The organism is Roseiarcus fermentans (assembly GCF_003315135.1).
Lineage (GTDB): Bacteria > Pseudomonadota > Alphaproteobacteria > Rhizobiales > Beijerinckiaceae > Roseiarcus > Roseiarcus fermentans.
Window position 1 is genome coordinate 122,521 of the sequence record NZ_QNRK01000002.1, and the last position, 24,649, is coordinate 147,169.

22 protein-coding genes are annotated in these 24,649 nt (G+C 69.7%); 12 read left to right on the forward strand and 10 right to left on the reverse strand.

The genetic code is table 11. From position 1 onward, the window contains the following. Window positions 1–121: 121 nt before the first annotated feature. The 4 genes from DFR50_RS02280 to DFR50_RS02295 form a co-directional block, all read right to left on the reverse strand. The gene (locus tag DFR50_RS02280; RefSeq protein ID WP_113887569.1) at window positions 122–856 is read right to left on the reverse strand and encodes an ABC transporter ATP-binding protein; all 735 of its coding nucleotides are present in this window, start codon (window positions 854–856) and stop codon (window positions 122–124) included. Next, window positions 853–1,599, reverse strand: coding sequence for an ABC transporter permease (locus DFR50_RS02285; protein WP_245427261.1), 747 nt, complete (start codon window positions 1,597–1,599; stop codon window positions 853–855). Before DFR50_RS02285 ends, DFR50_RS02280 begins: the two co-directional genes overlap by 4 nt. 10 nt (window positions 1,600–1,609) lie before the next feature. After that, entirely contained in the window at window positions 1,610–2,617 is a 1,008-nt protein-coding gene (locus DFR50_RS02290) for an ABC transporter substrate-binding protein (protein WP_113887745.1), read from the reverse strand. Window positions 2,618–2,774: 157 nt separating this feature from the next. Then, entirely contained in the window at window positions 2,775–3,689 is a 915-nt protein-coding gene (locus DFR50_RS02295; protein WP_113887571.1) for a LysR family transcriptional regulator, read from the reverse strand. A 105-nt stretch (window positions 3,690–3,794) separates the two neighbouring features. Here DFR50_RS02295 and DFR50_RS02300 point away from each other — a divergent pair, with 105 nt between their 5' ends. Further along, a complete protein-coding gene (locus tag DFR50_RS02300) occupies window positions 3,795–4,499 on the forward strand; it encodes a pirin family protein (RefSeq protein ID WP_113887572.1) in 705 nt (234 codons plus the stop codon). Window positions 4,500–4,569: 70 nt separating this feature from the next. Here the strand turns inward: DFR50_RS02300 and DFR50_RS02305 are convergent, their stop codons facing one another. The 5 genes from DFR50_RS02305 to DFR50_RS02325 all read right to left on the reverse strand — a co-directional run bounded on the left by DFR50_RS02305 (window position 4,570) and on the right by DFR50_RS02325 (window position 11,241). Further along, window positions 4,570–6,501 carry a S9 family peptidase gene (locus DFR50_RS02305; RefSeq protein WP_113887573.1) on the reverse strand — a complete coding sequence of 644 codons (1,932 nt, stop codon included), beginning with the start codon at window positions 6,499–6,501 and terminating at the stop codon, window positions 4,570–4,572. A gap of 132 nt (window positions 6,502–6,633) precedes the next feature. Further along, window positions 6,634–7,488 carry an extensin-like domain-containing protein gene (locus tag DFR50_RS02310; RefSeq protein WP_147262638.1) on the reverse strand — a complete coding sequence of 285 codons (855 nt, stop codon included), beginning with the start codon at window positions 7,486–7,488 and terminating at the stop codon, window positions 6,634–6,636. Window positions 7,489–7,665: 177 nt separating this feature from the next. Then, window positions 7,666–8,667 (reverse strand): ABC transporter permease, encoded by a 1,002-nt coding sequence (locus DFR50_RS02315; RefSeq protein ID WP_113887575.1) that lies wholly within the window; start codon window positions 8,665–8,667, stop codon window positions 7,666–7,668. Further along, entirely contained in the window at window positions 8,664–10,226 is a 1,563-nt protein-coding gene (locus DFR50_RS02320; RefSeq protein WP_210208783.1) for a sugar ABC transporter ATP-binding protein, read from the reverse strand. The genes DFR50_RS02315 and DFR50_RS02320 overlap by 4 nt, the downstream gene beginning before the upstream one ends. A gap of 22 nt (window positions 10,227–10,248) precedes the next feature. Next, complete coding sequence (locus DFR50_RS02325; RefSeq protein ID WP_113887577.1) at window positions 10,249–11,241, reverse strand: sugar ABC transporter substrate-binding protein; 993 nt, start codon at window positions 11,239–11,241, stop codon at window positions 10,249–10,251. Between the two features lie 469 nt (window positions 11,242–11,710). Between DFR50_RS02325 and DFR50_RS02335 the strand changes: the two genes are divergently transcribed. Genes DFR50_RS02335 through DFR50_RS02345 form a run of 3 tightly spaced genes read left to right on the forward strand, consistent with a single transcriptional unit; the run spans window position 11,711 to window position 13,960 of the window. Next, window positions 11,711–12,451, forward strand: coding sequence for an SDR family oxidoreductase (locus tag DFR50_RS02335; protein WP_113887579.1), 741 nt, complete (start codon window positions 11,711–11,713; stop codon window positions 12,449–12,451). Window positions 12,452–12,470: 19 nt separating this feature from the next. After that, on the forward strand, window positions 12,471–13,208 hold the full coding sequence (locus DFR50_RS02340) for an acetoacetate decarboxylase family protein (RefSeq protein ID WP_113887580.1): 738 nt from the start codon (window positions 12,471–12,473) through the stop codon (window positions 13,206–13,208). Then, window positions 13,205–13,960, forward strand: coding sequence for a tyrosine-protein phosphatase (locus DFR50_RS02345; RefSeq protein ID WP_113887581.1), 756 nt, complete (start codon window positions 13,205–13,207; stop codon window positions 13,958–13,960). The genes DFR50_RS02340 and DFR50_RS02345 overlap by 4 nt, the downstream gene beginning before the upstream one ends. 93 nt (window positions 13,961–14,053) lie before the next feature. Here the strand turns inward: DFR50_RS02345 and surE are convergent, their stop codons facing one another. Beyond that, window positions 14,054–14,854, reverse strand: a complete 801-nt coding sequence (gene surE, locus DFR50_RS02350) for a 5'/3'-nucleotidase SurE (RefSeq protein ID WP_113887582.1) — start codon at window positions 14,852–14,854, stop codon at window positions 14,054–14,056. Between the two features lie 121 nt (window positions 14,855–14,975). On the opposite strand from surE, the gene DFR50_RS02355 reads away from it, so the two are divergent. The 8 genes from DFR50_RS02355 (at window position 14,976) to accB (ending at window position 24,649) form a co-directional block, all read left to right on the forward strand. Further along, window positions 14,976–16,220: a thiolase family protein gene (locus DFR50_RS02355; protein ID WP_113887583.1), complete on the forward strand. Its 1,245-nt coding sequence runs from the start codon at window positions 14,976–14,978 to the stop codon at window positions 16,218–16,220. Further along, window positions 16,217–17,734: a class I adenylate-forming enzyme family protein gene (locus DFR50_RS02360; protein ID WP_113887584.1), complete on the forward strand. Its 1,518-nt coding sequence runs from the start codon at window positions 16,217–16,219 to the stop codon at window positions 17,732–17,734. The genes DFR50_RS02355 and DFR50_RS02360 overlap by 4 nt, the downstream gene beginning before the upstream one ends. A 145-nt stretch (window positions 17,735–17,879) precedes the next feature. Continuing rightward, window positions 17,880–18,623, forward strand: coding sequence for a PEP-utilizing enzyme (locus DFR50_RS02365; RefSeq protein WP_113887585.1), 744 nt, complete (start codon window positions 17,880–17,882; stop codon window positions 18,621–18,623). A 39-nt stretch (window positions 18,624–18,662) separates the two neighbouring features. Continuing rightward, window positions 18,663–20,222 carry a hypothetical protein gene (locus DFR50_RS02370; protein ID WP_113887586.1) on the forward strand — a complete coding sequence of 520 codons (1,560 nt, stop codon included), beginning with the start codon at window positions 18,663–18,665 and terminating at the stop codon, window positions 20,220–20,222. Between the two features lie 17 nt (window positions 20,223–20,239). Next, complete coding sequence (locus DFR50_RS02375; RefSeq protein ID WP_113887587.1) at window positions 20,240–21,751, forward strand: AMP-binding protein; 1,512 nt, start codon at window positions 20,240–20,242, stop codon at window positions 21,749–21,751. Next, complete coding sequence (locus DFR50_RS02380; RefSeq protein WP_113887588.1) at window positions 21,748–22,350, forward strand: hypothetical protein; 603 nt, start codon at window positions 21,748–21,750, stop codon at window positions 22,348–22,350. The genes DFR50_RS02375 and DFR50_RS02380 overlap by 4 nt, the downstream gene beginning before the upstream one ends. Before the next feature lie 11 nt (window positions 22,351–22,361). Next, window positions 22,362–24,146, forward strand: a complete 1,785-nt coding sequence (locus DFR50_RS02385; protein WP_113887589.1) for a pyruvate, phosphate dikinase — start codon at window positions 22,362–22,364, stop codon at window positions 24,144–24,146. Continuing rightward, a complete protein-coding gene (gene accB / locus DFR50_RS02390) occupies window positions 24,143–24,649 on the forward strand; it encodes an acetyl-CoA carboxylase biotin carboxyl carrier protein (RefSeq protein WP_113887590.1) in 507 nt (168 codons plus the stop codon). The genes DFR50_RS02385 and accB overlap by 4 nt, the downstream gene beginning before the upstream one ends.

Genomic DNA, 24,649 nt, shown 5'->3' on the forward strand with positions numbered 1-24,649 from the left:
CGCGGAGGAGGCGGCGATCGACGTTTCGGCTCGAGGACGGTCGTCTCGCCACGGGCGCCGCTTCGCGCCGCACGCGGCGTCAGAGAAGAGTGCGAACTCATTGAGAGTCGCGCCGCGCGCGTTAGAATTCTTCTCCGCCCGCCGCGTTGATCGCGGCCGCGACGTCGGACCGGCGCAACAGGGCGGCGGCGGCTTCGAACGCCTCCGCCGCCTCGCGGGCCGGGGCGTTGGCGAAGTCCGCGACAATCCTCCCCGGCCGGGCTGACAGGACGACGATCCGCGACGCGAGCCGGGTCGCCTCGGCGACGTCGTGGGTGACGAACAGCGCGGCGACGCCCGAGCGTTCGGTCTCGGCGCGCACCAGATCCTGCAGGCGCCGGCGCAGGCCCGCCTCGAGCGCGGCGAACGGTTCGTCCATCAGGATGAAATCGGGCTCGACCGCGAGCGCCCGGGCGAAGGCGACGCGCTGCGCCATGCCGCCCGAGAGCCGGGACGGTCGCTTCGCCAGATCGGCTTCGGCGAGCCCGAGGCGCATGAGGATTGCGCGCGCCCGCTCGCGTCGCTCCGCGCGCCGGACGCCCAGCGACTTCATGCCGAAGGCGGCGTTGTCGAGCGCGTCCATCCAGCCGAGGAGCCGCGGCGTCTGATAGACCACGGCGGCGCGGGCGAAGCCGCTCGTGACGGTTCCCCGCCCGGGTTTCAGCGCCCCGCTCGCGAGCCTGAGCATCGTGGTCTTGCCGCAACCGGACGGGCCGAGAAGCACGACGAATTCGCCCGCGGCGACGGTGAGGTCGATTCCGGAGAGGACCGGCTCCGCGCCAAACGCCAGGCTCACGCCGGCGAAGGTAAGGCTCATCGCGCCGCCGCTGTTCGGCGCCGGAGCGGCCAGAGGAGGAGTGTGTCGCTCAGAAGCGCGAGCGCGACGAGGATCAGGAGCCAGGCGAAGGTCGCCGGCAGGTCGAGATGCGCACGGGCGATCGCGAGCTGGCCTCCGATGCCGGCGCCGCTCGCCATCACCTCCGCCATCACGCAGACTTTCCACGAAAAGCCGAGGGCCGCGCCGGCCGCGGGCGCGAGATGGGACAGGAGTTGCGGCGCAATGACGTCGGTGAGCCGGACGAGCGGCGGCGCGCGGAACTGCGCCGCCATCTCGTCGAGCGCCGGATCGCGCGACGCGAGCCCCTGCAGCGCCGCGCCGAACAGCATCGGCGCGACGGTGACCGCGACCGTGAAGGCGTCCGCCCCGCCGCCCGGCCCGAACCAGATGAGCGCGAGCACGATCCAGGCGACCGGAGGCATGGCGACGAGCAGCGTCGCGACGGGGCGCGCCGCGAGCCCGAGCGGCGCGAGGAAACCGGCGGGAAAGGCGAGCGCGAGACCGATCCCGAGGCCGATCGCCCAGCCGAGCAGCGCCTGCCCGGCCGTGGCCAGAACGGCGGCGCCGGCGGCGCCCGAACCGACGAGATCGAAAGCGGTCGCGACGGTTTCGTCCGGACGCGGCAGCACGAACGGGCCGTAGGCCGCATGCCCGCCCGCCCAGGCAAGGGCGAGGACGACGAGCCCGGAGAGGCTCCAGAGCGCCCGCTCGGCCGCGCCCACGGACGCCGGCTCAGAGCTCGAGGAAAAAATCGTCCGGCGGAACTCTGCCCGCCAGCGCGTCGGGGGAGACGGCGACGATCGTTTCATAGAAGTCGACGAGGTCGGCCTTGGCGGCGCGCGCCGACCGGATGTCGAGGTTCATGAACGGCAGCGCCTTTTCGAAGATCGGCGCGCGCATCTGCAACGCCTTCTCCGCCAGCGCCCCGGCCTCGCCCGGGTTGGCGAGCGCCCAATCCTTCGCCTGCGGCAGGCCGTCGCGAAGCGCGGCGAGGAGGCCCGGCGCCTGGTCGAACACCCCCGCGCGCACGGCGACGCCGACCATCGGAACGCCGTGGCTGTGGCGATGCCGGCTCCAGACGTCCTGAAGGCTGATGGCGCGGCGCAATATCCGGTCCTGCCTGGCCGCCATCACGATGGCCGCGGTCGCGGGCGGCTCGGACAGGATCGCGGTCGCGGCCTTGCCGGCGGCGAGAAATTGCGCCGCCTCCATCCCGCTCTGCACGTAGCTGAGCTGGATGTCCTTGTCGGGGTCGAGACCCTCCATCTTGGCGCAGGCGCGGAAGACGAGATCGGGCATGTCCTTGCGGAAGAAGCCGAGCACCGGCTTGCCGGCGAGGTCCTTGAAGCTCGCGACGCGCTCGTCCGCCGTGACGACGTAGAGATGGCCGGCCCCGAGGAGGCACAGGAGCCTGATCGGCAGACCGCGGTTGGCGAGATTCGCCGGCACGTGCGTCGGGGTTGAGAAGAGCTGCGTCTTGCCCGAGACAATGCCGGCGCGCAATTCGTCGGGGTCGCGCCAGGGGCGGAGCGTCGCGCCCGGCGCGGCGGCGGCGAGACCGCCCGCCTCGACGACGCGCGCGAGCGAGATCGAAGCCCCGGTCGGGGCGGCGAGGATTTCGAGCCCCTCCCCGGAATAGGCCGCGGCGCGGCCCGCGGCGCCCGCCGCGACCGAGGCGAGCGCGCCCGCCAACGCCGCGCGGCGCGTCGGGCCGCGACCGTTCGCGAGCGCTCTGTGCATCTCCATCTCCCCGCCTCGGCCCCTGCGCCTCGTCGAGGCGTCCCGAGCGCTATATCGAAACGAATATCGCGACGCCATGAAAAAGACCGATCTGGGGTGGTGTGGCGACTCGCGGCGCGCAGGCCGCCGGGCGGGCGCCGGAACGGAGCCGCGGCGATCACGCCCTCTGGAAGCGGTCCCATTCCGGCTCGTCGCCGAAACGCTTCGCCAGAAAGTCGACGAAAGCGCGGGTCTTGGCGGCGAGATAGCGGTTCGAGGCGGTAAGGGCATGGACACCCAGTTCCGGCTGCGGAAAACGGTCGAGGACGGTCTGGAGCCGGCCGGCCGCGATGTCCGGACCGACGAGGAAGGTCGGCAGGAACGCGACGCCACGGCCGTTGACGGCGGCCGACCGCAGAACGTCGCCGTTGTTCGAGCAGAGGACGGATTGCACCGGGACCATGACCGCCTCGCCGTCGCGGACGATCCGCCATCGCTGCAGGGTGGTGGTGTGGCCGTAGGTCAGGCAGGCGCGCCGCCCCAGATCCTCGGGCGTTTCCGGCGCGCCGAGGCTTTCGAGATACGAGGGCGAGGCGACGAACACGCGCCGGGCCGGCGCGAGCTTGCGGGCGATCAGGCTCGAATCGGCGAGCTCGGCGATCCGGATGGTCACGTCGACGCCCTCCTCGATCGGGTCGATGAAGCGGTCGGTCACCGTCAGTTCGATCCTGAGGTCGGGATAGGCGGCCATGAAGTCGGCGACCGCAGGTCCGAGATAGAGCGCGCCGAAGGAGGTCGGCCCATTCACCTTGAGCACGCCCCTCGGCTCGGCCTGCAGGCTCGCGACCTGCAGGTCGGTCTCCTCGACGCGCGCGAGAATGTCGACACATCGCTCATAATAGGCGAGCCCCGCCTCCGTCGCCCCGACGCGGCGCGTGGTGCGATCGAGCAGCCGGACGCCGAGACCATGCTCGAGCTCCATCACCGTCTTGCTCACCGCCGAGCGGGTCGAGCCCAGCGCCCGCGCGGCTTCGGCGAAACTGCCGAGCGCGACCACTTTGGCGAAGGCGTTCATGGCGCCGAGTTTGTCCATCGATTGGTTCCAATCCGACGACAGACCGCGGTGTTTCCCCGCTATTGTATCTTGGAACTGCGCAAACACATAGGGCCCAACGCAGACAGACGAAGTGGGGACGCCATGCAAACCATCATCAGGAAATCGGAAGATCGAGGCTCGGCCAACTTCGGCTGGCTCGACAGCAAGCACAGCTTTTCCTTCGGCGGCTACCATGACCCGCGGTACATGGGTTTCGGGCCGCTGCGGGTGATCAACGAGGACCGCGTGGCGCCGGGCGGCGGGTTTCCGACCCACCCGCACCGCGACATGGAGATCGTCACCTATCCGCTCACCGGCGCGCTCGAACACGAGGACAGCACCGGCGAGCACGCGGTGATCCGGCCCGGCGACGTGCAGCGCATGTCCGCCGGCACGGGCGTGCGCCACAGCGAGTACAACGCCAGCCGGACCGAGCCCGTCCGCTTCCTGCAGATCTGGATCATCCCGGAGCGGGACGGCCTCGATCCCGGCTACGAGCAGAAGACGTTTTCCGCACAGGAGAAGCGCGGAACCCTGCGCCTCGTCGGCTCGCGCGACGGCCGCGACGGCTCGCTCACCATCCACCAGGACGTCGATCTCTATGCGACGGCGCTCGAGGGCGGAGAGAGCGTCGCGCTGGCGCTGCGCGCCGGACGCGGCGTCTGGGTCCAGGTGGCGGACGGGGAGCTGTCCGTCAACGGCCAGCGCGTGAGCGGAGGGGACGGGATCGCGATCGGCGAGACCGACGAAATCCGCATCGAGAGCCTCGGGCGGACCGAGGCGCTCGTCTTCGACATGGCCCTGTAGCGGACCGCGCTGATCGACGGCGACGTCCCGGCCCGCGCCGAAAGGCCGGCGCGGCCGGGTCGGCGCCGCCTCAGAATCGCAGGCCGGAGCGCAGGATCAGCCACGCATAGAAATAAAGCTCCGCGTCGAGCGCGCGCCTGATGGTGTCGGCCTTGCGGAAACCGTGCTGCTCGCCCTCGAACAGAAAGTATCCGACCGGAACGCCGCGCGCCTCGAGCGCCGCGACCATGAGCTCGGTCTGGTTCGGCGGGACGACGCGATCCTCCGAGCCCTGGAAGAAGATCACCGGCGCCGAAAGCCGATCGGCGTGGTTGATCGGCGAGCGATCGGCGTAAATCGCCTTGTCCGCCGGATAGGGGCCGATCAGCCAGTCCAGGTAACGGGACTCGAACTTGTGCGTGTCGCGCGCCAGCGCCTCGAGGTCGCTGACGCCGTAGTGGCTCGCGCCGGCGCTGAACGTCTTGTCCCCTTCGCGCGTCAGCGCGCAGAGCGTCGTGTAGCCGCCGGCGCTGCCGCCGGTGATCATGAGCCGCGCCGGGTCGGCGTTGCGGCTCGCGACGAGAAAGCCGGCGCCGGCGATGCAATCCTCGACGTCGACGAGGCCCCACTGCCGTTCGAGGCGCAACCGGTACGGCCGACCGTAGCCCGTGCTGCCGCGATAGTTCACGTCGAGGACGCCGATGCCGCGGCTCGTCCAGTATTGCGTCGCCAGCGAGAGCGTGCTCGACGCGGCCGAGGTCGGTCCGCCGTGGCTCTTCACCAGCACGGGCGCCGTCTCGCCCGCCGGCGCGGCGGAGTCGGGCGAGAAGGGCGGATAGTAGAGCGCGTGCGCCGTCTCGCCTCCGCCCGTCGGGAACGCGATCGGCTCCGGGATCGAGACGTAGCGGCGCAGGTCCTCGCCGACGACGAAGGCGCGGCGCAAGACCCGACGCGTTCCTGCGTTCAGGTCGAGATCGACCAGCGCGGGGGCTTCGGACGGCGACCCGCCGATGAACACGGCCCGCCCCGGAGCGGCGCGCAGCTGGGCGATGTCGGTGAACCCCGTCGGAATCGCCTCGAGGCGCCCGGAGCGCGCGTCGATCCGCGCCAGCGTCCAACCGCCGTCGCGAACGAAGCAGGCGATCAGACGGTCGGCCGACTCGAAGGCGTAGGTCGAGGCGCCGAACTGCCATTGCGGCCGCCCGAATTCGGCGTCCATCGTGACCAGCGGCTCGATCGCGCCGTCGCGCTCACGATGGAGGTTCCACCAGCCCGAGCCGCGATCGGAGACGAAATAGAGGTCCCCGTCGGGCGACCATTCCGGCTGGAACACCGACTCGTTCGGCCCGCCGGCGACCTTGCGCGCCTGTCCGATCGCCCCGTCCGGCAGAACGTCCCCGACCCAGGCCTCGGTCGAGACCCACGGCATGTCGGGATGGCGCCAGGTCAGCCAAGACAGGCGGTTTCCGTCGGGGTTGAGACGAGGGCTCGAATAGAAGTCGTTTCCCGAGACGAGAACGCGCGGAACGGTCGCGCCGGAGAGGTCGACGGCGACGAGCGTCGCGATCGCCTCGCCGGCCCCGCTGTGATCCTCGCGCACGCAGACCATGCGTCCCCGGCGCCGGTCGACCACGCCGTCCGCATAACGCAGCCCATCCGCCGCGCCGTCCGTGGGCGCCGCCGTGATCGGCGTCGGCGGTCCTCCGACGGCCTGCCGGTAGAGCCGCTGATCCTTGTTGTTGGAAAAGAACACCACGCCGTCGGCGACGGCGAACGCGCCGCCGCCGTATTCGTGGACGCGGGTGCGAACGCTGAAGGCGTTGGCGTCGTCGGGCGTCACGCGGTCCGGCTCACCGTCCCCGCCGGCGCGATAGACGAACGTCCGACCCTGCTTCTGCGGCTGCGTCTCGCTCCAATAGACGCCATCGCCGTCGAGCGCGACCTGCTCGAAGCGGACCGCGTCGGCGACGACGAGGTCGGAGGTGATCGGCGACTTCCAGAAGCCATAGGGGGTCGTGGCCATGCTTCGCGTCCCGTCTCGGCGTCGGTTGCGATTGAACCGTACCCGGACGGCCGCCGGCAAGCGAAATCGGCGACGCCTGTGCTCGTCCCGCTCTGGCGTCGATCCGCGAACGGCGCACACAGCCGGGGCCGGTCACTGGCAAATGCGGTAGTTCGGCGTCGCGCCGTGCAGGGCGGAGTCGAAGTGCAGGTGATCCGCGTGGGCCGGGTCCGACCCGGGACCGAGGACCGTGGTGAAGTAGCCGCAGGCCGTCATGCGCAAGGCGTGAACGAGGTCGTCCGCGAGCGGAGCCTCGGAAGCGTCCTGCCCGACGCGAACGCGGCTGTGGTCCGCGAGAACGAAGGCGGCGACATCGACCGCGTCGCCCCTGGCGTGCTCACTGGGAACTGCGCCCGGCTTGTCGGCGCGCGCTCGGCAGGCGAAGGCCGACACGATCTCGATCGCCGCCAGCTTGCGGCCGGTGTAGGCGAGAGTCATCGGGGCGGCGACGTCGCGCACCCAGCCGCTGAACTGGCCGGCGAAGCCGCACAGCATCGTCGGGCCGCCGGAAACGAGGACGTCTCCGAAGGGCGTCGCGACGGAGAGCAGCCTCACTGCGCCGGAGAGTTCGCAATGGCCGAGCTTCACCGCGTTCGTCTGCTCGAACCCGACCTTCCGCGCGGCGAGGTCGGCGAAGCATCGGGCGGCGTCGGAGGCGCTCATCGCCGCCGACGATGTCGGGGCGCCGACCTCGCTGGCGGTTCCAGGCGGAGGCTGCCGCGCCGGGGGGGCGGTCGGCGGGCCCGGCCCCGAATCGCGCCTCCGGCGGACCTGAGCCGGATGCGGAACGACCGGCGAGGCCGCGTCCGCGACCATCACGGCCGCCCCCTGCGCGTCCGAGACGAGGCGCGTCCGGGCCCCGGCGTCGAGCGTCCCGGCGTCGGCTGCGGCGGCCATGGCCGCGAGGGCGAGGCGGAGGACGGGCGCGAGGCGGGATGGGCGAGTCATCCCGGGCATAACATGCGCTGCGTCCTCCGGTTCCCCCGGCCCGATCCGCCGCCGCCCCGCCGGCGTCGAGCCGGCCGGGAAACCCGCAAAAAGGCGGGACGATCAGCGCCCGACGGCGCCGACCGGCGGCTGGCGACGCGGAGCGCCGCCGGGCGGGCGGATCATTCGAACCCGCCGTCAGCGCCGCCGCATCGTGAGCACGCCGGCGCTGAACAGCGCGGCGATCAGCAACAGGCCCTGCACGATATACTGCCAGTAGGTCGGCACGCCCATCACCGACAGGCCGTTGTTGATCACGCCGATCAGCAGGACCCCGATCATGGTGCCGAGAATATGGAATTTCCCCGGTCTGAGCGACGAGGCGCCGATGAACACGGCGGCGAAGGCGTTGAGCAGGTAGCCGTCGCCGACCCCCTGCGGGCGCCCCGCGCCGAGCACCGCGGCCGACATCAACCCGCCGAGCCCGGCGCAGACGGCGCAGACCGCGAGGGCGAACGGCGCGTAGCGCTTGACGGCGATGCCCGACAGGCGCGAGGCCTCCGCGTTGCCGCCGATCGCGTAGAGGTGGCGTCCGAGCTGCGTGTGTTCGAGCATCAGCCAGAGAACCAGCCCGACGCCGAGCATGATCAGGATCGGATTGGCGACGCCGAGAATAATCGCGCCCTGTCCGATCGCCATGAAGGCGTCGGGGATGCCGGTGATGATCGTTTTCGAGTCCGAAATGCCGAGCACCGCGCCGGTGATGATCGAGCCGGTCGCGAGCGTCGCGATGAAGGCGGAGATCCCGAGATAGCTGACGATCAGGCCGTTCATCACGCCGATCGCCGCGGCGACTCCGAGCGCGATCGCCACCGCGACCGGGACGCTGATCGTGTCGGGGTACTGCACCAGCAGGAAGGTCGCGATGTAGCCGCCGAGCGTCGCCATCGCCGCGATCGACAGGTCGAACAGGCCCATCACCAGGCAGACGGTCAGCCCGAACGCCATCGTGCCCAGAATCGAGATCTGGTTCATGATGTTGAGCAGGTTGTCGACCGTCGGGAACACGTCGGGACGCGCGATCGAGAACACGATCAGCAGCGCGACGAGCGAAAGCAGCGTGCCGTAGCGCGCGAGGAACACCGTCAGGTCGATCCGGGGACGCGCCGCGACGCGTCGGGCGCCGACATCTGCGGTCATTCTGCACCTCCTGCGGCGAGATTGAGGATATTGGCTTCCGTCGCATCCTGGCCGACGAGTTCGCCGGCGATGCGGCCGTCGCGGAACACGAGGACGCGGTGGCAGACGCGCGGGAATTCCTCCACCTCGGTCGAGGTGAAGATCACGCCGGCGCCGTCGTGGGCGATTTGCCGGATCAGGTCGTAAATCTCGGCCTTGGCGCCGATGTCGACGGCGGCAGTGGGAGAGTTCAGCATGAAGATCTTCGCCCCGCTCATGAGCCAGCGGCCGAGGATCGCCTTCTGCTGGTTGCCGCCGCTCAGCGAAGCGATCGGCGATTCCACCCCCGCCATCTTGACCGACAGGCGCTTGGCGACGCTCTGCGCCTCCGCGCGCTCCTTGCCGCGCCGGATGAAGCGGAAGACCGGATCGGCGGCGAACCGGCGCAGATTGGGCAGCGAAATGTTCTCCCGCACGCTCGCCCCGGGAAGCAGACTTTCCGCGTGGCGGTCCTTCGGCGCCAGGGCGAGCCCGGCGGCCTTCGCGTCGCGCGGAGAGCGGAACGCCACGGGCGCGCCCGCGATCACGAGCCGCCCGCCCGTCGCCGGAAACCGGCCGTAGAGCAGGTCGAGCGCCTCTTCCGCCCCGCTGCCGGGCAGCCCCGCGACGCCGACGATCTCGTGCGCGCGCAATTCGAACGACATCTCCGCGACCCGGCCGCCGCCCAGCCGCTCGGAGCGCAGCAGCACGTCGCCCTGGCGGACCGGCGCCGAGGAGATCGCCTCGGAAAAACTCTTCTGTCCGACGATCGCGTTGATGATCTCGCGCCGCGCCATGTCCGACCGCCGCCAATGGCCGGCGTTGCGGCCGTCGCGCAGCACGGTGACGCAATCGGCGATCTCGAACACTTCGGCGAGCCGGTGGCTGACGTAGAGGAACGCGTGTCCCTCGGCGGCGAGGCGGCGCATGTGGCCGAACAGCACGCCGACTTCGCCCGGCAGCAGGGCGGCGGTCGGTTCGTCGAGGATGATCAGCCTGGCGTCGGCGCCCATCGCCTTGGCGATCGCGACCATCGCGGCTTCGTCCGGCCTGAGGTCGCTCACCATGGCGCGCGGATCGATGTCGAGGCCCACGCGCGACAGAAGCGCCCGCGCCCGCCGGTAGGCCTCGCCCCAATGCACGAACACCCCGCCCCGGCGGGGCAGGCCCTCGGTCAGGAACAGATTCTCGCACACCGTGATCTGCGGCACGAGATTGAAATGCTGATGCACGACCGCGATGCCGAGGGCGGCCGCGGCGTGCGGCGAGGGCAGGGAAACCTCCCTGCCCTCGACCAAAATGCGGCCTTCCGTCGGCTGGCTCGCGCCGCAGATCTGGCGGATCAGCGTCGACTTGCCGGCGCCGTTTTCGCCGAGCAGCGCGTGGATCTCGCCGCGTCCGACGCGAATGTTCACACCGTCGAGGGCCCGTGTCCCGGGGAATACCTTGACCAGTCCCTCGACCTCGAGAAAAGCTCCGCCGCACGACCCCTCCGCGCTTGCGCTTGCGGGTCCGACCGTTGCGCCGTGCGTCGCGAGCATTTCGGGTCGCCGAATAACGGAGCTACTGCGAATTCGGCATATCGGCCGAATAGAGGGCGCAGGTCTTGAAGTCGGGGTACTGTCCCTTCGCCGGCACGGTCGCCTTCGTGATGAGGCACGGCTTCTTGTAGATCTGTCGCTCGGGGAAGCTCTTGCCGTCCACGGCGTCCGCGACCGACTGAACCGCCGCATCGCCCATTCCGCGCACGTCGTAGGCCACCGTGAGCGCCAACGGGCTGCCGTCCCGAATCAGGTCGTAGGCGGCGTCGTTGCCATCCATGCTCACCACGAAGGGCTTCTTCTCGACATGCGATTGCTGAACCGCGCGGGCGGCGGCGACGCCGACTTCGTCCCAGCCCATCCAGATCGCCTTCACATCCTTGTGTCCCGTCAGGAAGTCGGTGACCTTGTTGAACGTGTCGTCGACCTGCCCGGGAACTTTCAGCTCCATCTCGGTGACCTTGATCTTCTTGTATTCGCTCATCACCGCATGAAAGCCGGCGTCGCGCTCGGCCAGCGCCGGCAGGACCGTCCAGTTGAGTTTCAGGACTTCGCCCTCGCCGTCGATGCGAGCCGCGATCTCGGAAGCGGCGAAAACGCCGTCCGCGACATTGTTGGAGCCGATGTCGACGGTGATGCCCGGCACCATGCCGGAGAAGGTGGAGACGAACGGGATCTTCGCCTTGTTGGCGTTGGCGATCACGCCGCCCATCTGCGTATTGGCGGAGGCGACGTTGATCAGCGCGTCGAAGCCGCGGTGGATGAAGGTGTTGACCTGATTGTTGGTGGCGACCTGATCGCCGTTGCCGTCGTAGGTTTCGACCGTCCATCCGCGCGCCTTGGCGGCGGCGGTCGCGGATTCGATCATCGCGTGAATGGTCGGCGACGCGGCGTTCACGGAGAAGATCGCGACCTTGATGGGGGTCTTCGACTTATCTTGCGCAAACGCGGCGCCGGTTAGCGCCGTCGTCGCCAGCAGCGCGGCCGCGGCCGCGATCCAAGCCTTGGTGTTCATGGTTTCCTCCCGGTGTTTTCGCGGCGCTGGCAAAGGCGCCGAGACCCTTTGTTGCGGAAAGCCTACCCGCACCCCCGACGACCGTCAACAGTTTTGGTGAACATTTTTGTCGGACAATGTCACCGATTCCGGAAAGCCCTCGAGAGACAGCTTTCCGCCCATGCGCCGACATCGCCCCCCCTTGGCGCCGTCGATCAGACCGAGATGACCGAGCTGGGCGATCAGCCGGGCGAGTTCCGGCCGATGACGGTCGCTCACCGAGACCGCCTTCACCGCGATCCGCCGATCGAGCCCCGAGGTTCGTGGAGCGGATCGACGTCGACGAGGCGCTCCGGGTCGGAAACCGGAAGCGCTTTTGCATAAGCGGCCGCGCGCATGGGCCCTCCCCTCGCCCGGCTCTTGAATATGGCGGGCGACTGCGCCATTGTTGTCAGACAAAAACGTATGACACAATATCGGAGAATGGGCGATGGCGGTCCTGATCGTCGGCGGCGTCAAAGGCGTGGGTCTGGCGATCGCCCGTCGCTTCGCCGCCAAGGGTCGCGACCTCTTTCTCGCTTACCGCGCCGACAGCGGCGCCGCCAACCGGGCTTGCGCCGAAATCGCGGCGCTCGGCGGCAGACCGCACGCGATCCAGGCCGATGTCGGGACGCCGGAGGGCGCCCGCGATCTCATCCGGCAGGTGGCGGAGCAAACCGATCGGCTCGACCTGATCGTTCACGGCGCCGTGACGGCGCTGGCCGGGCCGCTTCTCGGCCTCGATCCCGCGGCGTTCGCGCAGGCCATCCTCGTCAACGGCGCCTCGCTCGTCTTTCTCGTTCAGGCCGCCCAGCCCCTGATCCGCCGCGGGACCAGCATTGTCTTCCTGTCCAGCCGCGGCAGCCGGCAAATCGTGCCGAACTACGGGACCGTCGGCGCCGGCAAGGCGCTCGCCGAGTCGCTGATGCGCTATCTCGTCCCGGAACTCGCGCCGCTCGGCGTGCGCATCAACGCGATCGCGCCCGGCACGCTCGACACCGAAGCGGTGCGCCAACTGTTCGGCGAGGGAACGGACGGCTTTCTGGCGAGCGAGGCGGCCGGCAATCCGAGCGGGCGCAACATTGCGCATGACGACTATGTCGGCCTGGTCGAATTTCTCGCCGGCCCCGAGGCGTCGATGATTCAGGGTCAGGTCGTGTTCGTCAACGGCGGCCAGTACGTGATCGCCTGACCCCTTCACGGAGGAAAGCATGTCCGCCAGAGGCCGACTGACGCTCGAAAAACTCGGCTATTCCATGCCGTCGGACGCCCCCGCCTTTCAGGCGCCGCCCTATCACTATCGCAACGCCCAAGCGGTCTCGGTCAAGTTCGAGACCGACCGCGAAGCCGCCCTCGACGCGCTTCCCGAACCGCTCGAGCTGATCGAGCCGGCTTCGGCCAACCTCTCGATCTACTGGTACCCGTTCTCGACCTTCGGGCCCTATCACGAGGCGATCCTGCGCCTCTATGCGCGCCACGACGGCAAGCCGCTCACCTACATCCACCAGATCTTCGTCGACACCGAGCCGCCGATGCTCGCCGGCCGCGAAGTCTGGGGATTCCCGAAGAAGCTCGCGACCATCGGCTTCGAGCGCGACCGCGACATGATCGTGGGGCGGCTCGAGCGGCCGGCGGGCGTGCGCCTGGCCACCATGCTGATGCGGCCCGAGCAACCCGTCGCTCACCTCGGCTCGAACGGGCCGACCACCGGCTTGCGGATCATTCCCTCGGCGGACCCGGCCGACCCGCGCCCGGCGCTCGCCGAGTTGATCGCGGCGGATTCGCAGCACGAGCTGCGCGCGGCCTGGGAAGGGCCGGCTTCGATCGCCTTCCCCGACGCGTCCGTCTTCGATCCGGTGAATCGTTTCCCGGTGCGCCGTATCGTCAAAGCGGTTTTCATGGAATACGACATCCTCCTGCCCGCCGGCCGTGTGATCGCCCGCCTATGACCCAACAGCACCCCAGACGCATCGACTTCGAAGGCGCGGTCAACTTCCGCGATCTCGGCGGCTATCCGGCCGCCGGCGGCCGGCGCACGCGCTGGCGGCGCGTCTTTCGCGCCGACAATCTCGGCGGTCTCACCGCTCAGGACCTCGCGCGCCTGCGGGGCCTCGACCTCGGCGGCCTGGTCGACTTCCGCATCGACATCGAGCGCGCGGTCCACCCCGACCGGCTGCCCGACGGCCACCGGGTGAGGAAGCTGGAGCTCGGCTTCCTGCCGGTCGGCACCCTCGACATGCTCGACCGCGCCCGCAAGGGGGCGATCACGCCGGCGGAGATCGAGACCGAAGTGATCGGCCACTATCGACGGTTCGTCACCGATCACGCCGACACCTACCGCCGGATGATCGCGTTCGCCGCCGAGCCCGACCATCATCCCCTTCTCATTCATTGCACCAGCGGCAAGGACCGCACCGGCTTCGGCTCGGCGATCCTGCTGCGCGCGGTCGGGACGCCGCGCGAGGTGGTGGAGGAGGATTACCTCATGACCAACCAGTACGTGCGCGACGTCTCGCACCTGTTCGGCCCGAACTCCTCGCGCGAAGTGATCGCGTTCGTGCTGTCCGCGCGAGCCGGCTACATCCGCGCGGCGCTCGATGAGATCGACGCGCGGTACGGATCGTTCGACGACTATCTTGCGCGCGGACTCGGCGTCGACGACGCGACGAGGGCGCGTCTGATCGATCTTTTGACCGAGTAGCTCGGCGAAGGCGGCGCCGGGGCCCCTGCCCAATCCGCCGCGGCGCTCGGGGTCAGCCCGATGACCGGGCGCTCGCCGGCGGTGTTTGGCGCCTCACGCGGACGCCCGAAAGGTCCGGTCGAGGTCGTGACGGAAGGCGTGGGCCGTCAGGTCCATCTGCATCGGCGTGATCGAGATCGCGTTCTCGGCGATGGCGAGCAGGTCGGCGCCCGCCTCCAGTTCGCCGACCTCGTAGGCGAGCTTGATCCAGTAATAGGGGACGGCGCGCTCGTCGATTCTGCGCACCGGCCGGAACGATCCCGGCAGGCGGCGCCCCTGCGTCGTGACCCGGGTTCCGGTGACGGCGTCCGGCGGACAGTCGGGAAAGTTGACGTTGACGAAACTGCCCGGCTGCCAATCGCAGGTCAGCAATTGCCGCAGGATGTCCGGCGCGTACCGCCGCGCCGTCGACCAGTGCGCCTCGCCGCCGATCGTGAACACCTGGCTCAGCGCGATCGCGCGCACGCCGAGCAGCGCGCCTTCCATCGCCGCCGCGGCGGTGCCGGAGTAGGTGATGTCCTCGGCGAGATTGGCGCCGCGGTTGACGCCCGACAAGAGCGCCGTCGGCTTGCGCTCGCCCATGAACTCGTGGATCGCCAGCAGCGCGCAGTCGGTCGGCGTGCCCTTGACGGCGTAATGGCGGGAATCGATCTGGCGCACCCGGATCGGCGCCGTCAACGAGATCGAGTGCGAGAAGCCCGACTTCTCCTCGTCCGGCGCCACCACCCAGACGTCGTCGCTGATCTCGCGGGCGAGCGCCTCGAGCAGCTTGATGCCGGCGCTCTCGATGCCGTCGTCGTTCACGATCAGGATCCGATGGTCACGCAGATCCGTCGGCGGCGCGAGTTCGGGCATGTCCTCTCCTTTGGTCGTCGGCGCGTTATGGGCCCGGCGGGGCCTTGCACGCCGCGCTGTTCGGGAACATACTACAAAAACGTAGGACAAACCAAGCGCTATCCCGGGAGGAGACAAGCCCATGCGGGCAACCTGCATCGTCGGCGTCGGCATGACCCGCTTCGGCCGCTTCCCCGAGCGCTCGCTCGCCGACCTCGCCGCCGAAGCCGCGCGCGGCGCGCTCGCGGACGCCGGAGCCGCGCCGGCGCTCGCGCAGGCGATCGTGTTCGCCAACGCCACCCAGGGCGCGCTCGAGGGGCAGCACGGCATTCGCGGCCAGGCCGCGCTCGACGGCTGCGGCTTCGGCGCCGCGCCCGTCATCAACGTCGAGAACGCCTGCGCCTCCGCCACCACCGCGCTGCACCTCGCCCACGTCCTCGTCGGCTCCGGCGCCTACGACTGCGTGCTGGCGGCGGGAGCGGAAAAGATGGTCATGCCCGACCCGGCGAAGTCGATGGCGGCGTTCGAGGGCAGCTGGGACCTGTCGCGGCGCGACGCGACGATCGCCGGCCTCCTGGCGATGGGGGCCGGCGTCCGCGTCCCGCCGGGCGCCGAGGCGGAAGGGCCACACAGCGTGTTCATGGACGTCTACGCCGCCTTCTGCCGCCATCACATGGCGCTGTTCGGCACGACCCAGCGCCAGATGGCGGCGGTGAGCGCCAAGAACCACCAACATTCGGTCGAAAACCCGCGCGCCCAGTACCGGCGCGCGTTCACCGTCGAGGAGGTGATGGCGGCGCGGCCGATCGTCTGGCCGCTGACCCTGCCGATGTGCAGCCCGATCAGCGACGGCGCGGCGGCGGCGCTGGTCTCAACCCCCGAGGTCGCCGAACGGCTCGGGCAGTCGGGGCGCGCCGCGCGCATCCGCGCGAGCGTGCTGATGTCGGGCGACCATCGCGACCCGGACCGGCTCGAAGACCACGTCGCGCGCAAGGCCGCGCGGCGCGCCTGGGACGCCGCCGGACTGGGGCCCGAGGACGTCGACGTCGTCGAATGCCACGACGCGACCGCCTTCGGCGAGATCTTGCAGAGCGAGATGCTGGGCTTCTTCGGCCTGGGCGAAGGCGGTCCCGCGGCCGAGCGCGGCGACACCCGGCTCGGCGGCCGGATCCCGTTCAACCCGTCCGGCGGCCTCGAGTCGAAGGGCCACCCGATCGGCGCGACCGGGCTCGGGCAGGTGTTCGAGATCGTCGCGCAACTGCGCGGCGAAGCCGGCCCGCGCCAGATCGGCGACGCCCGCATCGGGCTGATCGAGAACGGCGGCGGCCTGCGCGGCGTCGAGGAGGCGGCGGTGGCGATCACGATCCTGGAAGGGGCCGGCCGATGAACCTCGCGCGCCTGCTCGACTCCGCCGCGCTGAGCTTCCCGCGCCTGCCGGCCGTGTCGGTCGCCGACCGGCCCCACTACGACTACGCCGCCTATGGCGCGCTCGCCGCGCGGCTCGCCGGCGGGTTTCGGGCGCTCGGGCTCGCGCCCGGCGACCGCGTCGTGCTGGCGATGAGCAACAATCCCGACTATCTCGCGGTCCTGTTCGCGATCTGGCGCGCCGGCCTCGTCGCCGCGCCGGCCAACGCCAGGCTGCACGCCCGCGAAATCGCCTTCATGGCCGCCGACTGCGCGGCGAAGCTGTGCCTGGCGACGTCCGATCTCGCCGAGGGACTGGCCCGCGAACTCGAGCCCTCGACCCGCCTCGTCGTCCTCGGCGACGATCTCTGGCGCAAGCTCGCGAGCGCCGACCCGACCGGGATCTCGAATCGCCGCGGCGACGACCTCGCCTGGCTGTTCTACACCAGCGGCACCACCGGCCGGCCCAAGGGCGCGATGCTGAGCCATCGCAATCTGATGACGATGGCGACGCTCTATCTCGCCGACGTCGACGCGCTGTCGCCCGGCGACACGCATCTCCACCTCGCGGCGCAATCGCACGCGACGGGCCTGTTCGGCCTGTCCCACATCGCCAAGGCGACCCATCAGGTTCTGCCGGCGAGCGGCGGCTTCTTGCCCGGCGAACTCGCCGACCTGCTCCGCCTCTATCGCAGCGCGAGCTTCTTCGTGCCCCCGACCGGCCTCAGGCGGATGCTGCGCGATCCCGCTTTCCAGAGCGCCCCGATCGAGAGCATCCGGACCGTGCTGCTCGGCGCGGCGCCCGTCTACGCCGCCGACCTGAAGGCCGGATACGCGGCGCTCGGCCCGCGCCTATGGAACGGCTACGGTCAGGGCGAGAGCCCCTGCACCATCGCTGCGATGCCCAAGGCCCTGCTCGCCGCGGCGATCGCCGCCGGCGACGAAGCGCGGATGACGAGCGTCGGCCTCGCGCGCACCGGAATCGAGGTCGCCGTCCTCGATCCCGACGATCGGCCGCTGCCGCCCGGCGAAGTCGGCGAAGTCGCGGTGCGCGGCGACACCGTGATGGCCGGCTACTGGAACCTGCCCGAGGCCTCGGCGGCGGCGCTGCGCGGCGGCTTTCTGCACACCGGCGATCTCGGCGCGCTCGACGCCCAGGGCTTCCTCACCCTGCTCGACCGGTCGAAGGACCTCGTCATCTCCGGCGGCGCCAACATCTATCCGCGCGAGATCGAGGACGTGCTGCTCGACCATCCGTCGGTCGCCGAAGTCGCCGTGATCGGCGCGCCCGATCCGGAATGGGGCGAGAGCGTGGTCGCCTTCGTCGTGCCGACGGACGGCGGCGTCGACGTCGCCGAACTCGACGCGCTCTGTCTGCGGCGGATTGCGCGCTTCAAGCGCCCGAAGCGCTGGCTTGTGGTCGACAGCCTGCCGAAGAACGGCGCCGGCAAGGTTCTCAAGCGCGCGCTGCGCGAGCGCTTTGGGCCCGTGGACTGAAAGCCTTCATGTCCTACATTTTTGTCCTAAGATGTTGTTGACACCGCCGGGCGTTGCCGGCATCCTGTCGGCAACGAACGGGGAGATCGGCCGATAGGTCGCATCCCCCTTGATAGCGCGCCTCAGTCAGGCCAGGGAGGACAACGTGGCCAAGCTTCTCGTGGACAACGACAAGTACGCCGAACCGAACGCTTCCGTCGTCGTCGACGCCTACCACGCGGCGATCCAGGACCTCATCCGACGCAAGCTCGACACGGTCGGCGGCGACTGGGCGAGTTTCGTGTTCGACAAGTCCTACGATCTCGTCACGGCCGCAGACTTCGCGGCGATCGAGAAGAAGCTGCTCGCGACCGGCCACCGCTTCGACTGGTCGGCGATGATTTCGGTGCGCGAGCGCCCGGAAGCCTACAAGCCGGCCGCAGGCGTCGGCGACGACCTCGCGACCTTCTCGTTCGAACACCCCGAAGCGGTGATCGCGCCGGCGGACGAAAACAACCGCGAGCAGCGCGGAATCGGCGACAACGTGGTCAAATACGCCAACAACCTGATCGGCATCGCGCGCTACATCCGCTCGAGCGACCGCGTGCTCGAACTCCTGACCTCGGGCGTGCCCGAAAACACCGTCGCGGTCATCGACGACAGCGGCGGCACGCTGACCGCGCCGATCCTCGAACAGTTCAAGGGCGTGATCTGCGCCGGCGGCACGGTGCGCTCGCACCTCGGCATCCTGACCCGGGAATACGGCATTCCCTGCGTGATGAACGCGAAGATCAGCGGCATCCGGGAGGGCGACCGCGTGGAAATCGAATGCACCGCGCCCGCCAAGACCGCCGAAGCCTACCAGACCGGGGTCGAAATGACCGCCAAGGTCTGGCGGCTCGCCAAGTAAAAAATTAGCAGAATCAGGATTCCCGGGGAGGATCGTCCGATGGGTTCGAGCCGCATCACGTATTCGCAGCTTCTCGAGACCAATAACCTCATACAGGCCAACGCAGACGAGACCTACTGGCTGTGCGTGACGCGCACCGTTCAGGAATCGAAGCTGTTTCCGGTGCCGGCCTACATGATGCTGTCGTATATGATGGCCTACTACCGCTATCCCTCGCTGTTGCGCAAGATCGAGCAGCGGATGTCGGCCGAGGAGATCGGCGACCGCGCCCGCAACGCCGGCATCAAGATCCAGAATCCCTCGATGGGCTGGGCGCTGCCGGGCTTCTATCTGCTCGGGCGCGAATGGCTGATCTCGCTCGGCCTGATCCGGCCGCAAGACGCCCTCGACGACCTGGTCTACCTGATGGACTTCTGGAAGCGCTTCCAATTGTCCTGGCATCGCAACAACGGCCACATCACCAACAAGGAATTCGGCCATCGCGGCCAGTTCCTGCCGGAACGGACCGTTCAGGTCTTCCACGCCGACATGTACGACTGCAAGGCCGGCGACGACCTGCACGAGGCGGCGCAGGCCTTCATGGCCGCGGCGTCGCAATACGGCTTTCTGATCTCCTGCGAGAGCCGGATCAGCTTGCACAATTCCGGCCCCTACAAGATCGCCGAAGACCGCGAGATGATCGTGCGCGACTTCATGGATCTGTCGGAGAGCGATTTCCCCTGGCTCGACGGCGTCGCGGCCGACGTGCCCTACAACAACATCACCGTGACGATGGCGGTGAAGGACTGCCACTTCTATCTGGTGGACGACTGGGGCAGCTTCGAATCGAAGCCCGAGTTCACCGCCGACAAGCTCGTCGGCGTCGGCCTCTACACCTCCGACACCCTCTCCGACGGCTACCTGCCGGTGGCGATGGGCTCGCGCGAGGAACTGACCGCCTGCTTCAAGACCCTGACCGAGAAGGTGAAGGACGCCACCAACAAGCTCTGGCGCCGGCTCGCCGGCTGGTCGCGCGACCAGATGATCGACGCCGGCGCGATCACCTATTTCTCGATCGTCAAGGACCTCGCCCATGTCGCCGGCGTCTACGAGGTCGACGACTGGATGATGGTGGACGAGCGCGCCGAGCGCTTCCGGCCGCTGTTCAACGACGAGTACAGCCGCGACGCGCTGGTGGCCTTGTGCATCGGCACGCACACCTCGCATCGGCTGAGCGAGTATACGATGATGCAGCACTCGAACGGGCCGCAGCGGCTCTACTCGCTGATCCCCTATTCGATCCTGCAGGGCGACAGCTACACGACGACGTGCGGACCGGTCTATCCGGGAACGAGCTGCCTGCCGGCCAAGGTCGACCGCTACAACACGACCCGCGGCGTGATCGGCCTCGAGGAATACAACCGGCTGGCGCGCGAGGTGCGGCCGCCGGCGCTCGACCCGAAGTACCGCCACCTGTGCGAGACCTGGGTCAAGTACCACGCCGGCGAACCGCTGGCGGACGAGCTCTATCGGATCGACCAGGCCAATTCGCGCCTGCTGCGCGGAAAAGGTTCCGGCCTCCGGCGCGCGGATGTCGAGAAACTGCGCAATCCGCGCTGATCTCGAGGCTGGCAACCATGCAGATCGGCAGTCTGATCCGCCGCGCCGCCGTTCACTTCGGCGCCGCTCCGTGTCTCGTCGAAGGCGACAGGGTCGTGTCCTTCCGCGACTTCGACCGCCTCACCGACAAGCTCGGCAACGCGCTGCTCGGCGCCGGCTTCGTCCCCGGCGACCGCGTCGGCGTGCTGCTGCCCAACGGCATCGACTGCCTCGTCGCCTATTACGCGCTGGCCAAGGCGGGCCTGGTGCGGGTCGGCATGAATACCCGCGAGACGATCGCCAACCATGCCTTCAAGCTCGCCGACAGCGGCAGCCGCGGCGTGATCCACACGCTGACCGATCCGGCCGACATCGCCCGCCTCGGCGTCGAACGCGCCATCGGCGCCGAAGAGCTGGCCTCGCTGACCTCGGCCGGATCGGACGCGCCGTGCGCGGTCGACCGCGCGCTCGATGCGCCCTATCGCCTCGGCTACACCGGCGGCACCACCGGACGATCGAAGGCGGTGACGCTGACCACGCGCGGCGAGCTTGCGGAGCTGTCCGCCTTTCTCACCGACCTCACGCCCGATCTCAGGCGCGGCGAGACGTTCCTGCACGCAGCCCCGATCGCGCACGCCTCCGGCGCCTTCTTCCTGCCCTCGCTCGTGCGCGGCGTCCGCTCGCTGGCGATGTCGAAGTTCGACGCGGCGGCGTTCATCGCGCTCGCGGCGCGCGAACGCTGCGAGCACACCTTCCTCGTGCCGACCATGCTGGCGATGGTCCTCGAGGCGCCGGGAATCGACAGCGCGGCCTTCGCTCTGCGCTCGATCGCCTACGGCGCAGCGCCCATGGCGCCCGCCCTGTTGCATCGCGCCGAGAAGCGGTTCGGCCGGATCTTAGCCCAGACCTACGGCCAGGCCGAGAGCCCGATGGTCATCACCTGCCTCAAGGCGGAGGATCACGACCGCGTCGGCTCGTGCGGGCGCCCCTTCACCATCGTCGACGTCGCGGTGTTCGACGACAACGACCAGCCTGTGGCGCCGGGCGAGCGGGGCGAGATCGTCTGCCGCGGCCCGCAGACGATGGCCTATTACTGGAACAACCCGGAAGCGACCGAGACCGCGTTCCGCAACGGCTGGCTGCACACCGGCGACATCGGCTACCAGGATTCCGACGGCTTCTTCTATCTGGTCGACCGCAAGAACGACATGCTGATCTCCGGCGGCTACAACGTCTATCCCCGCGAGGTCGAGGACGTCCTGCTCGCCTGCGAGGGCGTGGTCGAAGCGGCCGTGGTCGGCCTGCCGGACGAGAAATGGGGCGACCGGGTGTTCGCCGTCGTCTCGGGCCGGCCGGGCCTCGACGCCGATCGGGTCCTCGCCCACGCCCGCGAAAAACTCGCCAGCTACAAGCGCCCCAAGGGCGTCGAGATCTGGCCGGAACTGCCGAAGACCTCCGCCAACAAGATCCTGCGCCGCGCCGTGAGGGAGCGCCTCGTCGAGCGGGCGCGACAGGAAGCCGCCGCGGCCCGAGAGGAGACCCCAACGTGAACGACATGCATCTGGTCATGCACGGCCTCGCCATCAAGAAGCATGCGACGCCGGAGGATGTCGCGAGCGGCGTCGGGCTCGACCTCGACGCGGTGCGCGAGACGCTGGGCAAGCTCGTCGCCGCGCGGCGCGTGGTCGAGGCCCAGGGTCGCTATCTGCTCGCGCCGGCGGCCCGCATGCTGCTCGACGCCGATTACGGGCGCTACTACGATTCCGTGCGCGCGAGTCCGGCGTTCCAGGCCGGCTACGCCGGTTTCGAACGGCTGAACGGCGCTCTGAAGCAGCTGATCACCGACTGGCAGACCATCTCCGTGCGCGGCCAGCGCGTGCCCAACGACCACAGCGACAAGGACTACGACGCGAAGATCGTCGATCGCCTGGGCGACCTGCACGAGCGCGCCGAGGAGACGCTGGAGAAGCTCGCCTGCGCCCTGCCGCGCCTCGCGATCTACCGCGACAAGCTCGAGGCCGCGCTCGACAAGGCCGAGAAGGGCGCGATCGCCTGGGTGAGCGACGCCAGGATCGAGAGCTACCACACCGTCTGGTACGAGCTGCACGAGGACCTGCTGCGCCTGATGCAGCGCGAACGCAGCGAATAGCGGCGGCCACGATGACCCACGCCTTCGGACAGTGGACGCTCGGGCTCGAAGGCGGCGATCCGCCTCCGCGCGAGCTGATCGGCGGCAAGGCCTGGTCGGTCGCGCGCATGCAGGCGCTGGGCTTGAGCGTGCCGGCCGCCTTCGTCGTGACGACGGCGGCGTGCCGGGCTTTCCTCGCCTCCGGCCGCGAGCCGCCCGGCCTCGAGGCCGAGATCGACGCCGGCGTCGCCTGGCTGGAGGCCAGGACCGGGCGCGCGTTCGGCGCGGGGCCGCATCCGTTGCTCGTGTCGGTGCGTTCCGGCGCGGCGGTGTCGATGCCCGGCATGATGGACACCGTGCTCAATCTCGGCACCAACGACGTCACCGAGGCGGCGCTCGCGGCCGAATGCGGCGATCCGGCCTTCGCCCGCAACACCCACAAGCGGTTTCTCGATCTCTATTCGCACATCGTGCTGCGCTCGACCGCGCCCGAATTCGAAGAGACCCGAACGCCCGCCCAATGGCGGGCGGCGATCGCCGCCGATTGCGGCGTCGAAGTCCCCAGCGACGTGCGCGAGCAGCTGCGCGGGGCGGTTCGCGCCGTGTTCGAGTCCTGGAACTCGCGCCGCGCCCGCCGTTACCGCCAGCATCACGCCATTGCCGACGACCTCGGCACCGCCGTCACCGTGCAGGCGATGGTGTTCGGCAATCTCGACGCGCGGTCGGGCACGGGCGTGCTGTTCTCGCGCAACCCGACCACCGGCGCGCGCGAGCCCTATGGCGAATACCTGCCCCGCGCGCAGGGCGAGGACGTCGTCTCGGGCAAGTTCACCCCCGAGCCCTTGTCGGCGCTCGGCGCGCAAATGCCCGAAGTCCTCGCCGACCTGCTGCACGCCGCGCACAGGCTCGAGCAGGCGGGGCGCGACGCGCAGGACATCGAATTCACCGTCGAGCGCGGACAACTCTATTTCCTTCAGTCGCGTTCCGCCAAGCTCGCGCCGCATGCGGCGGCGCACATCGCGGTCGACCTGGCGCGCGAGGGGCTGATCGACGAAAAGGCGGCGGTGATGCGCCTGTCGCCCGACCAGGTCCGCATCCTCTTGAGCCCGCATGTCTGCGCCGGCGCCCTCGACAACGCGCGCCTGCTGGCGTCCGGCGAACCGGCGTCGCCGGGCGTCGGCATCGGCGTGGCGGTGACGCATTCCGACGAGGCCGAGCGGCGCGCGCAGGGCGGCGAAGCGGTGATCCTCGTGCGCCCGACGACGAGCCCTGAGGACCTTCACGGCATGATCGCGGCGCGCGCCGTGGTCACCGAACAGGGCGGCAGCACGTCGCACGCCGCGGTGGTCGGCCGGGCGCTCGGGCTTCCCTGCGTGGTCGGCTGCGGAAAGGGCGCCCTCGACCAGCTCGCTGGCCAGACCGTGACGGTGGACGGCGGCTCGGGCAAGATCTACGCCGGCGCGCTCGAGATCGAGGCGCCCGACGAGAGCGATCACGAAGCGCTGGCGCAACTCACGCTCTGGGCCGCCAGGATCTCGCCGCTTCGCGTCGTGCCGCCGTCGGCGCCCGAAGCCGCCGCCGCCGTGGATCTGTCCCAAAACGACGAGGCGGCCGACCCCGACAAGATCGGGCGGGTGTTGAGCGGCCTCAAGGGCGCGCGCGGCGCGCGCGGCGGCGTCGTCGCCTCCGAGGAGGGCGTGCGCGCGGCCCTCCTGGCCGGGCTCGAATTCATCGTGGCCGAACCCGTTCTGCCGCCTCTGCTTGCCGCTGTCCGCGCTGCGGAAGCCGGCGCGACACCCGAGGTCCAAGACACATGAGCGACATCAAACCCAGGGACATCGAGGCGCTGCTGGAAACCTTCGAGGCGTCCGGCTGGAGCGAAATGCGGCTCAAGATCGACGGCCTCGAGATGGTTCTTTCGAAGTCCGCCGACGCGCGGCCGGCGGCCGGCGCCGCCGGGTTCGCGCCCCCCGCCCCGCCGTCCCTCGCGCCGGTCGCGGCGCCGCCGCCGGCCGCCACCACCTCCGCCGCTGCTTCGGGCGCGTCGCGGGCGGGCCCGACGCCCGAGCACTGGCTGACGGTGCGCGCCCCCAACCTCGGCACGTTCTATCGCGCCCCGAAGCCGGGCGCCCCGCCCTACGTCAAGATCGGCCAGCACGTCGATGCGGACACCGAACTCTGCCTGATCGAGGTGATGAAGCTGTTCACCACCGTGTTTGCCGGCGTGTCCGGAGTGGTCCGGCAGGTGCTGGTCGAGGACGCCGACCTGGTCGAATTCGATCAGGCGCTGTTTCTGATCGAACCCGCGCCCGCGGCCTGA

Bases quoted from the DNA above. Each gene is read 5' to 3' on its own strand.
- DFR50_RS02345 (WP_113887581.1), top strand. From the start codon at position 13,205: ATGACCCAACAGCACCCCAGACGCATCGACTTCGAAGGCGCGGTCAAC.
- surE (WP_113887582.1), bottom strand. From the start codon at position 14,854: ATGCCCGAACTCGCGCCGCCGACGGATCTGCGTGACCATCGGATCCTG.
- DFR50_RS02315 (WP_113887575.1), bottom strand. From the start codon at position 8,667: ATGACCGCAGATGTCGGCGCCCGACGCGTCGCGGCGCGTCCCCGGATC.
- DFR50_RS02375 (WP_113887587.1), top strand. From the start codon at position 20,240: ATGCAGATCGGCAGTCTGATCCGCCGCGCCGCCGTTCACTTCGGCGCC.
- DFR50_RS02295 (WP_113887571.1), bottom strand. From the start codon at position 3,689: ATGGACAAACTCGGCGCCATGAACGCCTTCGCCAAAGTGGTCGCGCTC.
- DFR50_RS02290 (WP_113887745.1), bottom strand. From the start codon at position 2,617: ATGCACAGAGCGCTCGCGAACGGTCGCGGCCCGACGCGCCGCGCGGCG.
- accB (WP_113887590.1), top strand. From the start codon at position 24,143: ATGAGCGACATCAAACCCAGGGACATCGAGGCGCTGCTGGAAACCTTC.
- DFR50_RS02340 (WP_113887580.1), top strand. From the start codon at position 12,471: ATGTCCGCCAGAGGCCGACTGACGCTCGAAAAACTCGGCTATTCCATG.
- DFR50_RS02385 (WP_113887589.1), top strand. From the start codon at position 22,362: ATGACCCACGCCTTCGGACAGTGGACGCTCGGGCTCGAAGGCGGCGAT.
- DFR50_RS02300 (WP_113887572.1), top strand. From the start codon at position 3,795: ATGCAAACCATCATCAGGAAATCGGAAGATCGAGGCTCGGCCAACTTC.
- DFR50_RS02280 (WP_113887569.1), bottom strand. From the start codon at position 856: ATGAGCCTTACCTTCGCCGGCGTGAGCCTGGCGTTTGGCGCGGAGCCG.
- DFR50_RS02320 (WP_210208783.1), bottom strand. From the start codon at position 10,226: ATGCTCGCGACGCACGGCGCAACGGTCGGACCCGCAAGCGCAAGCGCG.
- DFR50_RS02305 (WP_113887573.1), bottom strand. From the start codon at position 6,501: ATGGCCACGACCCCCTATGGCTTCTGGAAGTCGCCGATCACCTCCGAC.
- DFR50_RS02360 (WP_113887584.1), top strand. From the start codon at position 16,217: ATGAACCTCGCGCGCCTGCTCGACTCCGCCGCGCTGAGCTTCCCGCGC.
- DFR50_RS02335 (WP_113887579.1), top strand. From the start codon at position 11,711: ATGGCGGTCCTGATCGTCGGCGGCGTCAAAGGCGTGGGTCTGGCGATC.
- DFR50_RS02310 (WP_147262638.1), bottom strand. From the start codon at position 7,488: ATGACTCGCCCATCCCGCCTCGCGCCCGTCCTCCGCCTCGCCCTCGCG.
- DFR50_RS02325 (WP_113887577.1), bottom strand. From the start codon at position 11,241: ATGAACACCAAGGCTTGGATCGCGGCCGCGGCCGCGCTGCTGGCGACG.
- DFR50_RS02355 (WP_113887583.1), top strand. From the start codon at position 14,976: ATGCGGGCAACCTGCATCGTCGGCGTCGGCATGACCCGCTTCGGCCGC.
- DFR50_RS02370 (WP_113887586.1), top strand. From the start codon at position 18,663: ATGGGTTCGAGCCGCATCACGTATTCGCAGCTTCTCGAGACCAATAAC.